This window comes from Leifsonia sp. 2TAF2 (genome assembly GCF_052115085.1).
Taxonomy (GTDB): Bacteria; Actinomycetota; Actinomycetes; order Actinomycetales; family Microbacteriaceae; genus Leifsonia.
Genome location: NZ_JBFRFY010000003.1, coordinates 130,788 through 143,836 on the forward strand (window position 1 = coordinate 130,788; position 13,049 = coordinate 143,836).

15 protein-coding genes are annotated in these 13,049 nt (G+C 70.1%); 2 read left to right on the forward strand and 13 right to left on the reverse strand.

Annotation, left to right across the window (positions count from 1 at the left end):
- Positions 1-14: 14 nt before the first annotated feature.
- The 4 genes from AB4Z18_RS18095 to AB4Z18_RS18110 form a co-directional block, all read right to left on the reverse strand.
- Entirely contained in the window at positions 15-638 is a 624-nt protein-coding gene (locus tag AB4Z18_RS18095; protein ID WP_441784157.1) for a response regulator, read from the reverse strand.
- Positions 635-1,828 (reverse strand): sensor histidine kinase, encoded by a 1,194-nt coding sequence (locus AB4Z18_RS18100; protein WP_441784158.1) that lies wholly within the window; start codon positions 1,826-1,828, stop codon positions 635-637. Before AB4Z18_RS18100 ends, AB4Z18_RS18095 begins: the two co-directional genes overlap by 4 nt.
- 2 nt (positions 1,829-1,830) lie before the next feature.
- On the reverse strand, positions 1,831-3,408 hold the full coding sequence (locus tag AB4Z18_RS18105; RefSeq protein WP_441784159.1) for an MFS transporter: 1,578 nt from the start codon (positions 3,406-3,408) through the stop codon (positions 1,831-1,833).
- A gap of 78 nt (positions 3,409-3,486) precedes the next feature.
- Positions 3,487-4,209: a TetR/AcrR family transcriptional regulator gene (locus AB4Z18_RS18110; protein ID WP_441784160.1), complete on the reverse strand. Its 723-nt coding sequence runs from the start codon at positions 4,207-4,209 to the stop codon at positions 3,487-3,489.
- 74 nt (positions 4,210-4,283) lie between these two features.
- On the opposite strand from AB4Z18_RS18110, the gene AB4Z18_RS18115 reads away from it, so the two are divergent.
- Complete coding sequence (locus AB4Z18_RS18115; RefSeq protein WP_441784161.1) at positions 4,284-5,039, forward strand: DUF4386 domain-containing protein; 756 nt, start codon at positions 4,284-4,286, stop codon at positions 5,037-5,039.
- Here AB4Z18_RS18115 and AB4Z18_RS18120 read toward each other — a convergent pair.
- Genes AB4Z18_RS18120 through fliO form a run of 9 tightly spaced genes read right to left on the reverse strand, consistent with a single transcriptional unit; the run spans position 5,023 to position 12,142 of the window.
- Positions 5,023-5,598 carry a cysteine hydrolase family protein gene (locus tag AB4Z18_RS18120; protein ID WP_441784162.1) on the reverse strand — a complete coding sequence of 192 codons (576 nt, stop codon included), beginning with the start codon at positions 5,596-5,598 and terminating at the stop codon, positions 5,023-5,025. The genes AB4Z18_RS18115 and AB4Z18_RS18120 overlap by 17 nt on opposite strands.
- Before the next feature lie 35 nt (positions 5,599-5,633).
- On the reverse strand, positions 5,634-5,870 hold the full coding sequence (csrA, locus tag AB4Z18_RS18125) for a carbon storage regulator CsrA (RefSeq protein WP_441784163.1): 237 nt from the start codon (positions 5,868-5,870) through the stop codon (positions 5,634-5,636).
- A gap of 9 nt (positions 5,871-5,879) precedes the next feature.
- Entirely contained in the window at positions 5,880-6,665 is a 786-nt protein-coding gene (locus AB4Z18_RS18130) for a hypothetical protein (RefSeq protein ID WP_441784164.1), read from the reverse strand.
- The gene (locus AB4Z18_RS18135) at positions 6,643-8,637 is read right to left on the reverse strand and encodes a flagellar biosynthesis protein FlhA (protein WP_441784285.1); all 1,995 of its coding nucleotides are present in this window, start codon (positions 8,635-8,637) and stop codon (positions 6,643-6,645) included. Before AB4Z18_RS18135 ends, AB4Z18_RS18130 begins: the two co-directional genes overlap by 23 nt.
- A 59-nt stretch (positions 8,638-8,696) precedes the next feature.
- Complete coding sequence (locus tag AB4Z18_RS18140; RefSeq protein ID WP_441784165.1) at positions 8,697-9,791, reverse strand: EscU/YscU/HrcU family type III secretion system export apparatus switch protein; 1,095 nt, start codon at positions 9,789-9,791, stop codon at positions 8,697-8,699.
- The gene (locus AB4Z18_RS18145) at positions 9,788-10,549 is read right to left on the reverse strand and encodes a flagellar biosynthetic protein FliR (RefSeq protein ID WP_441784166.1); all 762 of its coding nucleotides are present in this window, start codon (positions 10,547-10,549) and stop codon (positions 9,788-9,790) included. The genes AB4Z18_RS18140 and AB4Z18_RS18145 overlap by 4 nt, the downstream gene beginning before the upstream one ends.
- The gene (gene fliQ, locus AB4Z18_RS18150) at positions 10,549-10,824 is read right to left on the reverse strand and encodes a flagellar biosynthesis protein FliQ (protein ID WP_441784167.1); all 276 of its coding nucleotides are present in this window, start codon (positions 10,822-10,824) and stop codon (positions 10,549-10,551) included. The genes AB4Z18_RS18145 and fliQ overlap by 1 nt, the downstream gene beginning before the upstream one ends.
- Positions 10,821-11,648, reverse strand: a complete 828-nt coding sequence (gene fliP, locus AB4Z18_RS18155) for a flagellar type III secretion system pore protein FliP (protein ID WP_441784286.1) — start codon at positions 11,646-11,648, stop codon at positions 10,821-10,823. The genes fliQ and fliP overlap by 4 nt, the downstream gene beginning before the upstream one ends.
- On the reverse strand, positions 11,645-12,142 hold the full coding sequence (gene fliO, locus AB4Z18_RS18160; RefSeq protein WP_441784168.1) for a flagellar biosynthetic protein FliO: 498 nt from the start codon (positions 12,140-12,142) through the stop codon (positions 11,645-11,647). The genes fliP and fliO overlap by 4 nt, the downstream gene beginning before the upstream one ends.
- 94 nt (positions 12,143-12,236) lie before the next feature.
- Here fliO and AB4Z18_RS18165 point away from each other — a divergent pair, with 94 nt between their 5' ends.
- Positions 12,237-12,965 carry a formylglycine-generating enzyme family protein gene (locus AB4Z18_RS18165; RefSeq protein WP_441784287.1) on the forward strand — a complete coding sequence of 243 codons (729 nt, stop codon included), beginning with the start codon at positions 12,237-12,239 and terminating at the stop codon, positions 12,963-12,965.
- The last annotated feature ends 84 nt before the right edge of the window (positions 12,966-13,049 follow it).

Below are 13,049 nucleotides of genomic sequence, written 5' to 3' on the forward strand. Positions count from 1 at the left end.
TTCTGCCGTACCCGTCAGTCCAGCAGTCCGAGCTCGAGGGCGCGGCGCACCGCCGAAGTACGGTCGGAGACCCCGAGCTTCTCGTAGGCGCGGCTCAGGTAGGTCTTGACCGTCGCCTCGCCGATGAACAGCTCCGACCCGATCGCCGCGTTGGTCCGGCCGTCCGCGGCGAGCCGGAGCACCTTGACCTCCTGCGCCGAGAGCGCCGGCGCCGTCTGCCTGCCCTGCACCCGGCCGAGCAGCGCCGTCGCGGCGGACGTGGCGAGGACGGTCTCGCCCGCGGCAGCCGACCGGACGGACCGCGCGAGCTCGGCCGGCGCGATGTCCTTCAGCAGGTAGCCGCTCGCCCCGGCCTCGATCGCGCGAAGGATGTCCTGATCCGTCTCGTAGGTCGTCAGCACGACGACGCGGGTGGCGGGATGCGCGGCTGAGATGGCCCGCGTCGCCTCCACTCCGTCGCCGCCGGGCATCCGGAGATCCATCAGCACGAGGTCCGGGTGGAGCGCAGCCACCAGCGACACGGCCTCCGGCCCGCTGCCCGCCTGTCCGACGACCTCGATATCGTCGTAGCCCTGCAGCATCCCGCGGATGCCCTCACGGACGACGGGATGGTCGTCGGCCAGCACGATGCGGATCATTGCGCCTCCACGATCGGCTCGGCCGGCAGCCGCACGCTGAGCCGCGTCCCCGTGCCGGGAGCGGTGCTCAGCTCGAACGTCCCGCCGGCCTCCCGCACGCGTGCCTGCATCCCGTCGATGCCGTAGCCGTCGCGCGGCGCCGCCGCGTCGAAGCCGCTGCCGTCGTCGTGCACGGTCAGCCCGAGGGAGCCGGCGTCGTACGAGAGGGCCGCATCCACCGTCGTCGCCCGTGCGTGCTTGCGCACGTTCGCCAGCGCCTCCTGAAATACCCGGAGCGCCACCACCTCGACGGCAGGCGCCGCCGCGCGCGGCTCCCCGACCACGTCGAAGGCCACCGGGACGTCGGTCTCCTCCTCGAACCGGCCGGCGACCCGGCCGAGCGCCTGCTCCAGCGTCGACTCCGCGAGCCGGCCCGGCGTCAGCGCAGCGATAATGCGGCGCGACTCCTGCAGGTTCTCCTGCGCGGTCTCCGTCATCAGCTCCACGTGACGGCGAGCGCCGGCCGGGTCGGACTCGAGTTCGCCCTGCACGGCGTGTCCGAGCGTCACGATGCTGGTGAACCCTTGCGCGAGCGTGTCGTGCATCTCCCGGGCGATCCGCTCGCGTTCGGCGGCGGCACCCTGCTGCTCCGACAGCTCGGCGATCTCGCGCTGCTGCTCGCGCAGCCGGTCGATGAGGAGCCCCCGCTCCCTGCTCTGCTTCGTCACCGCCGTGATGCGATTGCTGAAGTAGATGGAGACGGCGATGATCAGGACCGTCAGCCCGAGGGTCCCTGCGACGTCGCCGGGTTCGAGGTCGCCGACCAGCCAGCGGACCAGCACGCCGCCGAAGTTGATGACGACGATGACGGCGGCGGCCGGGAGCGCGGAGAGCACCAGGAAGAACTGGGGCGACAGGATGAACAGCGCGATGTTCGCCCAGTTGTTCAGCCCGTAAGCGGCGAAATACACGAGCGTCGCGATCGCGACATACGTCCACGCCCTCCAGCTGTTGCCCCGGATGCCCGCCCGGCTCGGCCGGGCCAGGAACCAGTAGACCGGGAACAGCGCGAGGACGAGCCCGGCCGACGTGATGGTCCGCGGCCACCCGGTGAAGGGGTTCGCCAGGATCAGCAGCACCGACGCGAGCGTGGCGGCGGCCGAATACCCGATCCAGTCGCCGAACCAGCGGTCGTCCACGCGCTCTGCCACGATCAGACTGTAGCCGCTTGCTCGCTGCCGTCGGCCGCGCGCACCGGCTCTTCCGGCAGGGAGGTTCGCCCGGCAGGGTAGAAGACCCCGATGATCGCGACGGCCACCATCGCGGCTGCCATGCCCCAGAACGCCCACTGCACGGCCGAGGCGTAGTCGGCGCGGACGGCGTGCAGGATCTGGTCCTGGATGGCCTGGGGCACGTTCGCGAGCGAGTGGCCGCTGCCCTTCGCACCGCTGATGCGGTCGACGGCGGTCTGCGCATCCGCCGCCGTTCCGCCGAACTTCGCGAACGACGCAGTCAGCAGGTCGGTCAGGCGGGAGGTGACGACCGTGGTGAACACGGCGAGGCCGAGGGCGCCGCCGAAGTTCTTCATGGTCTGCGAGATGGCGCTGACCTCGCCGTAGCTTGCGCCGATCGCGCGGTTCACCGCGTCGGTGGAGACGGGGCTGAACATGAGGCCGATGCCCGCACCGGCCACGAGGATCGGCCAGGTCTGCCCGTTGAAGAACGCGTGCGCGTCGATCGTCAGGTCCGTCGCGCGGACGGCGAGCCACCCGAACCCGATCGCGCCGATCACTCCACCGAGCAGCACGACGCTGCGCGCGCCGCGCTTGTCGAAGCGCACCGAGCCGATCCGGCTGGCCACCACGAACCCGATGAAGAACTTCAGGAACAGCAGCCCCGTCTCCGCGGCCGACAGCTGCAGCGACACCTGCCCGTAGACGCTCAGGAAGAAGAACGTGCTGATGAACGCGATGGAGGCGAAGAGCGTTGCGAGGGTCGAGAGGGTGAAACCGCGGTCGCGGAAGGCGGCGATGCGGATCAGCGGCGCAGAGCTCCGGCGCTGGACGACGACGAAGAGCACAAGCATCGCAACGCCGAGGACGAGGGATGCGATGACCGCCGGGCTGCCCCATCCCCACGGGCTCGCCTGCTGCAGACCGAAGACGACCAGTCCCATCCCGGCTGCGACGATGGCGGCGCCGAGCCAGTCGATGCGCTCGTGGCGGCGCACCGACGGACGTGCGGCGATTGCGACGATGACGAACGCCGCGACGGCGATCGGGACATTCACCCAGAAGATCGCGCGCCACGTCCACTGCGTCAGGTAGCCACCCGCGATCGGCCCCAGAGCCGTCATCGCGCCGGTGATCGCGAAGAAGATCGCCATCGCCCGGCCGCGGCTCTCGCGGGCGAAGCCCTCGACGACGATGCCGATCGCGGCGGGGAACATGATCGCGCCGCTCACGCCCTGCAGGGCACGCGCAGTCACGAGCCACGGCTCGGCGAGGTCGCCGGTCGGCGCGAGACCGCAGAGGAGCGAGGTGACGCCGAAGCCGGCGATTCCGACCAGCGCCATGCGCTTGTGCCCGACAACGTCGGCGACCCGGCCGCCGAGCAGGAAGAACGCGGCCGTGGTGAGCAGGTACACGTTGACGGCCCACTGCATCCCGTCGTGGCTGAGCCCGAGGTTCTGCTGGATGCTGGGCGCCGAGAGCGCGACGATCGTCTGGTCGATCGTCGTCATCGAGACGGCGAAGATGAGCCCGGTGAGAGCGAGGGTTGACGACTTCATACCCACAGCCTCGCCGTCGGGCCGCGCCGTGGGTACCGGCGGCCGGATGTCATCCGTGTCCACCGATCGGCGGACACGTCACTCCGCTGCGGTGTCCGCCGGAATGGTGCCTGCCGAGACGGGTTCTGCCGTGACCCACCCGGGCCGCAGCCGCTCGATGCCGTCGAGGATGAGGTCGAGCCCGGTCTCGAACTCCTCGTCGTAGTCGTAGCCGGCGACGCCGAGCTCCGTCACCACCTCCAGCAGGTACGGGAAGTGCTGGGCGAATTCCGGCGGCGTCGCCGCCAGCTTCTGGGCGGCCGCCTCCCCCGACTCCTCCGGGGTCGCGAAGGGCAGCGTCTTCTCCTGCAGCGCGAAGCCGTAGACGTAGGCGTCGAGGGCCGACGTGACGTGCACGGTGGTGCGGAAGGAGAATCCCGAGCGGCGCAGCGCCCCCATCATCGCGTTGTGCTGGAAGAGGTTGGCGGGGCCTGGACGCATCCGCGCCTCCATCAGCCCCACGGCCCAGCGGTGACGCAGAAGCGCCGACCGGAGCGAAGTCGAGCGCCGGCGCATCGCCTCCCGCCAGCCGAGGTCCGAGGGCGGCGCCTCCACCTCCGCCCAGACGCGGTCCACCATGCCGTCGATGAGCTCGTCCTTGTTGGCCACGTGCTTGTAGAGCGCCATCGGGACGACGCCGAAGCCCTGCGCGAGCGTCCGCATGCTGAGGCCTTCCAGCCCGTCGCGGTCGGCCAGTTCGAGTGCGGCGTCGATGACCCTGTCCGGGCTGAGGCTCTGACGTTGCGGCCGATCGCTTGACATGGTGTACAGCGTACACCTATTCTCTTCTCGAGCAGGTGTACGCCGTACACCTCGCCTCCCGAAAGGACCTTCTCATGCATCCGGACCGCCGACGCTCGCTCGCCGCGGGCGTCTTCTTCCTCCTCACCTTCGTCACATCCATCCCGGGCGCGCTGCTGTACGGGCCACTCCTCACCGACCCGCACTACGTCCTCGGCGAGGGAGCGGGCGGCCCCGTGCTCGCCGGCGCCCTGCTCGAGATCGCCCTCGTCATCGCCAACCTGGGCACGGCACTGGTGCTGTACCCGGTGCTGCGACGCACGAGCCCGTCCCTCGCTCTCGCCTACGTCGTCGCCCGCGTCATGGAGTGCACGCTGATCAGCGTCGGCATCCTGAGCCTGCTCACGGTGGTGACCCTCCGGCAGGACGGACCGCCCACGAACGGCGCGGATGCCGCCCTGCTCGTCGTCTCGCAGGCGCTCGTGGCGCTGCACGGCTGGACGTTCCTGCTCGGTCCGGGCTTCGTCGTCGGCATCGGCAACGGCCTGATCCTCGGCTGGATGCTGCACCGCGCCCGCCTGCTGCCGCGCGGCTGGGCGTGGTTCGGGATCATCGGCGGGCCACTGGTGTCGCTCTCCGGCATCGCCGTGATGTTCGGGCTCTACACGCAGCTCTCGGTCTGGTCGGTGGTGGCGACGCTGCCGGAGGTCGTGTGGGAGCTGTTCCTCGGCGTGTACCTCACCGCGCGGGGCTTCCGCACGCCGACGCCAGGAGCAGGCGCGGCCGAGGCCGGTGCGGCGAAGGTCGGCGCGTCGCCAGTGGACGCGGTGGCCGTCACTCGGTCGTCGTGACGAACTCGTCGATGGATGCGACCGTCACGCCCGCTGGCGGGAACACCTTCTCGGTGAGGACGCGATGCATCTCGGGGTCCGCATCCCAGCATCCATCGCTCAACACGACCAGGCGGTAGTCGCGGTCGGCGGCGTCGCGCACGGTCGACAGCACGACGCCCGAGGTCACGATGCCGGTGAGGATGAGCGTGTCGATCCCGCGCTCCGCCAGCTGCGCGGCGAGGTCGGTGGTGCTGAAGGCTCCCACGCGCTGCTTGCGGACGACGATCTCACCGGGGGCCGGCGTCAACCGCTCGACGATCTGCGTTGCCGGGCTGTCAGCGTTCAACCGCTCACCGGCGCCGGCGAACCGCGAGGTCGACGGAACATGCTCGGCCTCTTCCACGGTGAGCGCCACCCGTACGTAGCCGACGGTCATCCCGGCGGCCCGCGCGGCCTCGCGGGTCCGGACCAGAGCGGTGACGAACGCGTCGCCGTCGGGATGCCGGGCGAGGATCCCGTTCTGCAGGTCCATGATGAGCAGCGCGGTGCGGGCGGGATCGAGGGAGAGATCGTTCACATACGTAAACTATCTCAGTTCTGCTGAGTGAACGGTCAGAGCCCGAGGGACTTCTTGATGAGGTCCGCAGCGTCGTCGGTGCCGGCCGCACCCTCGGTCGCCTCCTGGTTCGCCTCGGTGACCGCCTTCACCACTTCGTCGCGCTGGATGCGGATGCCGCGAGGCGCGTCGATGCCGATGCGGACGCCGTCACCACGGGATTCGAGGATCGTCACGACGATGTCGTCGCCGATGAGCACCCGCTCCCCCGCCTTGCGTGTCAATACCAGCATCGCTCCAGCCTATCCGCCGGGCGGCGCGTCCAGCCAGAGCACCGGCAGGCCGAGCTGGTGGACGGTGTGGGGCGATGCGGTGAAGGATGCGCCGGTCGCGGCGACCGCGTCCACCGCGAGCACCGCATCCACCGCCCGCACCCAGGCGGCCGTGTCGTCGTACGTGCGCGAGACGTCGACGGCGACCCACACCTGATCCGGGGCGATCCCGGCGAGTTCGGCGGCGACGTCCGGTACCGCGGTCGGCCCGGTCAGCGCGAATGCCGCCACGACGGGGATGCCGCGGCGCACGCCGTCCGCCCTGGCTGCGAGGGCGTCGCGGCGGTCGGCGAGGCGATGCACCTCGGCGCCCGCGTCGGCGGAGGCCGCCAGCACGCGGGCGGCGGCATCCGCGTCGGCACCCAGCCCCACCACCAGCGTGAGGTCGCCGCGCCCCCGCAACCGCGCCGGCGGCGGCCCCGCGCTCTCGACCTCGTCGAGTCGCGACAAGATGTCACCACTCGCCGCGGATTCCAGCCACGACTCACCACTCACGGCCTCGTCGGAGGTGGAAGGCGCGGAGATCGGAGGGGCGGGAGGGACGGAAGCGGGAGGGACGGGAGGAGCGAGGTCGGACGGGAGGAGGTCGGACGCGAGAGGGGCTACCCCAGCCGCCGGCGGCGCCGCCAGCTCGGGCGCGTCGACCGCACGCACGAGGTCATCGAGCACCGCCTGGAAGGCGAGCGACGACGTCGAGACGGCCGGCAGCACCTCCTCGTCGCCGTCGACCCACTCAGGCCGCGATCGACTCCGCACCGCGGACCACCCCCACGGTCTCGATCGCGGCCTGCACGGCCGTCACCTCCTGGTACGACAGCACCGCGAGCCCCGCGATCTGCCCGGCGACCAGTCGTCGGATCGCCGGCCGCAGAGCCGGCGCGCACACGAGGACAGCCGAGACCCCGGCCTCGTCGAGCCGCCCGGCGGTGTCCCGGACGGACGCCAGCACCGCCTCCAACCGCACCGGATCCAGCACGATCTGGGTACCCGACTCGGAAGGTCGCAACCCTTCGAGCATCGACTGCTCCAGGCCCGGGTCGATCATGATGACGCGCAGCGTCCCCGCGTCGATGTGCGGCGCGACCACCGCCGGGCCGAGCGCGGCCCTCGCCGCCTCCACGAGCCCCTCCGGGTCGTTCGACACCTTCGCGCGCAGCGTCAGCGCCTCGAGGATCCGCGGCAGGTCGTTGATCGGAACCTGCTCCGCGAGCATGCCCTGAAGCACCCGCTGCACCTCCGCCAGCGACAGCAGGGCCGGGATGAGCTCCTCCACCGCGGGCGGATTCACCTGCTTGACGCCTTCGGTCAGCAGGCGCACATCCTCCCGGGTCAGCAGACGCGCGGCGTTCGACGTGATGATCGACGACAGGTGCGTGATGAGTACCGAGACGCGGTCGATCACCGTCGCGCCGCCGAGCTCCGCGCTGTGCCGCATCTCCGACGGGATCCACTTCGCCGGCAGGCCGAACACCGGCTCCACCGTCGGGGTTCCCGGCAGGTTGTCGAGGGCGTCGCCCAGCGCGAGCACGCGGCCGGACGGCGCCTGCCCGCGCCCGGACTCGACGCCGGCGATCTTGATGACGTAGGTCGACGGCGGCAGCTCGGCGCTGTCCCGGGTGCGGACCGGCGGCACGATGACGCCCAGTTCGAGTGCGATCTTGCGCCGCAGCGCCCGAACCCGGGCGAGGAGGTCGTCGGAGGCACCGCTGACGATGTCCACCAGGTCCGGCGCGAGCGTGATCTCAAGGGCGTGCACCCGCATCTGCTCGATGAGGTCTTCCGTCGTCTCCGACTTCGTCGCCGTGGCGACCGCGTTCTGCGCGGCCTGCGCCTTCTTGGCGGCCGCCTGCGAGGTCTTGATCCGCTGCGACGCGAAGATGAGGAACGCCCCGACCAGCACGAACGGGATGGGCGGCATGCCGGGGATGAGCGCCATCACGATCGCCGCGCATCCCGCGATCATCAGGGCGTTCCGCGACTGGCTGAGCTGGTTGCTGGCGGTCGTCCCCATGTCCGACTCGGCATTCGACCGGGTCACGATCATGCCCGTCGACACCGCCATCAGGAGCGCCGGGATCTGCGACACCAGGCCGTCGCCGATGGTCAGCAGCGTGTACGAGTTGACGGCGTCGCCGAGCTCCATGCCGCGCTGGATCATCCCGATCGCGATGCCGCCGACCACATTGATGACGATGATCAGGATGCCCGCGATCGCGTCGCCCTTCACGAACTTCGACGCGCCGTCCATCGCGCCGTAGAAGTCGGCCTCTGCTGACACCTCGGCGCGGCGTGTGCGCGCCTGCTCCTCCGTGATGAGTCCCGCATTCAGGTCGGCGTCGATCGCCATCTGCTTGCCTGGCATGGCGTCGAGGGTGAAGCGCGCGCCCACCTCGGCGACGCGCTCGGCGCCCTTGGTGACGACGATGAACTGGATGACGACCAGGATGAGGAACACCACCGCGCCGATGATGATCGACCCGCCGACGGCGACATGCCCGAACGCCTGGATGACCTGCCCGGCGAACCCGTCGCCCAGCACCAGCCGGGTGGAGGCGACGTTGAGTCCCAGCCGGAACAGCGTCGCCACCAGCAGCAGCGACGGGAACACCGAGAAGTCGAGCGGCTTCTTGACGAACATCGTCGTGAGCAGCACGACCAGGGCCAGCATGATGTTGACGATGATGAGCAGGTCGAGCATCCACGACGGCACCGGCACGACCAGCAGCATGATGATGCCGACGACCCCGATCGGCACGGCGACCTTGGCGGCGAGTCCCTTGTTCGGCTTCACGAGAGCCCTCCCTGCAGCTGGGGTCGCATGGTGTGGATGCCCGCGGACGAGCCGCGCTGCTTCAGCGACATGACGAACGCGAGAACACGCGCGACGGAGTTGTACAGCTCGACCGGGATCTCGTCGCCGATCTGACAGCCGGCGTGGAGCGCCCGGGCGAGCGGGATGTCCTTGACGATGGGCACGCGTTCCTCCTCGGCCTTCTCACGGATGCGCATGGCGATCGCGCCTGAGCCCTTCGCGACCACGCGTGGGGCCGACTTGCCCGGCTCGTACTTCACAGCGACGGCGATGTGCGTCGGGTTGACGAGCACCACATCCGAACTCCCGATCGCCGCGATCATGCGGTTGCGGCTCATCGCGAGCTGGCGCGAGCGGCGGTGCGAGCGGACCAGCGGGTCGCCCTCGCTGTTCTTGTTCTCGTCGCGGATCTCCTGCTTGCTCATGCGGGTCTGCTTGCGGTTGCGTCGCATCACGACGAGCACGTCGAGGCCGGCGAGGACGAGACCGGCGCCGATGGCTGCCTGGAGGAGTCCTGCCGTGCCTCCGGACGCGGCGGAGAGCAGGGAGGCGAGCGGCATCGATCCGGAGGTGAGCAGCACCGGCATGAGGCCCTGCACCACCAGGAACAGGCCGATCGCGACCACTCCCGATTTCAGGAGCGTCTTCGCGCCCTCCCACAGCGCGCGCATCCCGAACACCCGGCCGATGCCCTTCACGACGTTGAACTGCTCGTACTTGCCCTCGAACTTCTTGAAGTGGATGCCGCCCTGCACCGCCGCCGCTCCCACCACGGCGAGCGCCCCCACGCCGAGGAGCGGTCCGATGGTCGCCATGATGCTGCCGAGACCGTCGCCGAGCGCGGCGACCGCCTTCGCCGGGTCCGGGCTCTCGATGACCGAGCGGATGCTGAACAGCTGCTCGATCGCCGCCGTGCTCCCCGCTTGCAAGGTGAACGGGAGCATCACCGCGGCGGCTCCGACACCGACCCAGGCGGTGAGGTCGGACGACTTGCTGAGGCGGCCCTTGGAGCGCGCCTCCTTCATCCGCTTCTCGGTCGCCTGTTCGGTGCGTTCCTGTGCGTCGCTCACCCGCCCACCCCCAGCATGATCTTGACGGCGGTGTCGGTGAGGCCGGAAACCACGCCCGGGAGGGCCACGAACACGATGGAGGAGAGCACGACCGTCAGCATGATCTTCAGGGGGAAGCCGAGCGAGAACGCGTTGAGCGCGGGGGCGACGCGGGTCAGCAGGCCGAGCCCGACATCCGCCAGGAACAGGACGACGATGAGCGGACCCGCGATCTGCAGGGCGGCGATGAACATCTGGGTGACGCCACTCACCATCTCCTTGACCGGGTCGGCCAGGTCCATTCCTGCGGCCAGCGGGATGGCGTCGAACGTGCGCACCAGGCCGCCGATGATGAGCTGGTAGCCGCCCGACGCGAACAGCAGTGCGAGGGCGGTCAGCTGGAACATCCGGGTGAACTGGGCGCCATTTATCATCGACTGCGGGTCGAACGCCTGCGCCAGCTGGAAGCCGCCGAACAGGTCGACGAGGTTGCCGGCCGACTGGATCGCGGCGAAGACGAGGAACACGAGGAAGCCGAGCGTCGCCCCGACGGCGAGTTCCCGGACCATCCCGAGCAGGAAGGCGCCGGTGTCACCCGAGTGGTAGCCCGCCCCGACGCGCGGCGCGACGGCGATGGCGAGGCCGATCGCGAGCATCCCCTTCACCTGGGCCGGGAAGCCGTTGTACGAGAACGGCGGCGCGATGACGAGGAACGCGACCATGCGCAGCGACGCCAGCGCGACCGCCTCGATGAGGCCTACGTCGATGGGGATGTTCATCAGCCACCGCCCAGCAGCTGCGGGATCTTGTCGAACAGCACGTGGGTGAACGTCACGAGCTCGGAGATCATCCACTGCCCGCAGATGAGCAGGGCGATCGCGACGGCCGCCGCCTTCGGCACGAAGGAGAGCGTGACCTCCTGGATCTGCGTGATCGACTGGACGAGCGAGATGGCGAAGCCGACGACGAGAGCCGTGATGACGATCGGCGCCGCAAGCTTCGCGGTGACCATGAGCCCCTGCATGGCGATATCGAGGACCGCGTTCGGGTTCATCCGCCACCCCTGTAGCTCGTGATGAGACTCGTGATGATGAGCCCCCAGCCGTCCACCAGCACGAACAGCAGGATCTTGAACGGCAGCGAGATCATCACCGGCGGGAGCATCATCATGCCCATCGACATCAGCGCGGCGGAGACCACCATGTCGATCACCAGGAACGGCACGAAGATGACGAAGCCGATGATGAACGCCGCGCGCAGCTCGGAGATCATGAACGCCGGGATGAGCGTGAGCATCGGCACGCCGCTGACGTCGTGCGGGTTCGGCCGGCCCGCCGCGCGGGTCATCAGCGCGATGTCCTCCTCGCGGGTGTGCGCCGCCATGAAACCGCGCAACGGCGCTTCGGCCGCGTGCATCGCCGCCGTGAAGTCGATGTGACCGGCGAGGTACGGCTGAACCGCCGTGTTGTTGATGTCCACCAGCACCGGGCTCATGATGAACAGGCTGAGGAAGAGCGAGAGTCCCGCGAGCACCTGGTTCGGCGGGATGGACGGAAGCGCGAGCGCGTTCCGCGTGATCGCGAGCACCACGAAGATCTTGGTGAACGACGACATCATCAGCAGCAGCGCGGGCGCCACCGAAAGCACGGTGATTCCGAGCAGCGTGAGGATGGCGGCGCTCGGCGTGCCGTTCGGGCCGTTGATGTCGAGGGTGATGCCACCGGTGCCGCCGTCGGGCCCAGTGGGACCCGTCGGGGTCGGAACGGGCGTGGGGACCGCGTGCGCGGCGTTCGCGCCCAGCAGGACGATGGCGATCGCGATCAGCGCGACCAGTGCGCCGGCGAGCGCGAGGCGGGGCAGCCGCCCGGCGCGCGTCACTTCTTGGGCCGCACCGCCGAACTCGCCTGACGCCACGTTGCCGGGGACAGGATCGAGCCTTTGAGTGCCTCGTCGAAGAGCGAGGCGCGTCCCTGCGCCGTGAGGAAGTCGGCATCCTGCCTGGAGGTGGTGCTGGTGGTGCGTGTCGTGCTGATGGTGCTGGTGTCGGCCTCGCCGGTGGTGCCGTTCCTGGCCTCCACCTCACGGACGGGCTTGAGCCGGGTGACGTCCGCATCCTGCGGGCGGTCACTGGCGTGGAGGACGCTGACCTGGCGGTCGGTGACTCCGAGTACGAAGCGGTTGCCGTCCACATCCACGACGACGACCGACGCCTTGGGGCCGACGCCCTGCCTGCCCACGACCGTCACCGCGTTGCCGCGGCGTCGGCGCGCCGAGCTCCGGCCCTTCGTGACCCGGCGCTGCACGAACCAGAGCAGGGCCACGATCACGCCGAGCACCACGAGCACGCGCAGGGCGATGAACAGGGTCTCCACGTCCCGCACTATCGACCGCCCGCCCACTCCCGTTAGCTCCCGCGCGGCGAAACACGGTCGTGCGAGGTGAAAGGCTGAGGGGGTGGACATCGAGATGGCTCGGATACCGGCGGGGAGCGTCCAGCTGCACGATGCGCGCCGGAAGCTGCGCCGGATGGTGGAGCTGGAGGAGTTCGAGCTGGGCACCTTCGCTGCGACCGAAGCGGAAGTCGCCGAGCTGATCGGAGTGCCCTCGCCCCATCCGCGACGACCCGCGACCGGGATCAGCTGGCTGCGGGCCGTCCGGATCTGCAACGCGGCATCCGAGTGGGAGGGGCTGGACCCGGCGTACACGTTCGACGGCGAGGACGTCACCTGGCACGTGGATGCGGACGGCTACCGCCTGCCGACAGAGGCTGAGTGGCAGTACGCCTGCCGCGCCGGCTCGACCGCCCCGCACTACGGCCTGCTGGCGGAAGTGGCGTGGACCAGTGCGGACGGCCTCAGCGCACCCCAGGACGTCGGCCTCCGCCTCCCCAACCTCAACGGGCTCTTCGACACCCTCGGCAACGTCTGGGAGTGGTGCTGGGACCTGCTCGACCCCGGCCGCTACCGCGACTACCGGGTGTTCCGCGGCGGAGGCTTCGCCGACGACGCGTGGAACGTGCGGGCCTCCGTGCGGAGAGGCGGCCCGCCGCGTGCCGTGCACGAGGACGTCGGGTTCCGCTTCGCCCGGGGCGGGTTCGACGCGACCGGCGCCGCTCAGGGCTGGTCGGCGGCCGAGGATGCGGAGCGAGCCGCCCTCGATGGCCCGCTCCCGCCGGGATGGACCCCGCTGCGGTGACGGCGCGCCGTCATCATCCGCGCCTCGTCCCGTCATATACAGGTGACGGTGCTCGCCGACGGCAGGACCGTTCGACGCGATGAC

Excerpts from the sequence above, each read along its gene's own strand:
- fliQ (WP_441784167.1), bottom strand. The coding sequence starts at position 10,824 with ATGAACCCGAACGCGGTCCTCGATATCGCCATGCAGGGGCTCATGGTC.
- AB4Z18_RS18095 (WP_441784157.1), bottom strand. The coding sequence starts at position 638 with ATGATCCGCATCGTGCTGGCCGACGACCATCCCGTCGTCCGTGAGGGC.
- AB4Z18_RS18115 (WP_441784161.1), top strand. The coding sequence starts at position 4,284 with ATGCATCCGGACCGCCGACGCTCGCTCGCCGCGGGCGTCTTCTTCCTC.
- AB4Z18_RS18105 (WP_441784159.1), bottom strand. The coding sequence starts at position 3,408 with ATGAAGTCGTCAACCCTCGCTCTCACCGGGCTCATCTTCGCCGTCTCG.
- AB4Z18_RS18145 (WP_441784166.1), bottom strand. The coding sequence starts at position 10,549 with ATGAACATCCCCATCGACGTAGGCCTCATCGAGGCGGTCGCGCTGGCG.
- csrA (WP_441784163.1), bottom strand. The coding sequence starts at position 5,870 with ATGCTGGTATTGACACGCAAGGCGGGGGAGCGGGTGCTCATCGGCGAC.
- AB4Z18_RS18110 (WP_441784160.1), bottom strand. The coding sequence starts at position 4,209 with ATGTCAAGCGATCGGCCGCAACGTCAGAGCCTCAGCCCGGACAGGGTC.
- AB4Z18_RS18135 (WP_441784285.1), bottom strand. The coding sequence starts at position 8,637 with ATGCTGCTGGTCGTGCCGGTGCCGTCGTGGATGCTCGACCTGCTCATC.
- AB4Z18_RS18165 (WP_441784287.1), top strand. The coding sequence starts at position 12,237 with ATGGCTCGGATACCGGCGGGGAGCGTCCAGCTGCACGATGCGCGCCGG.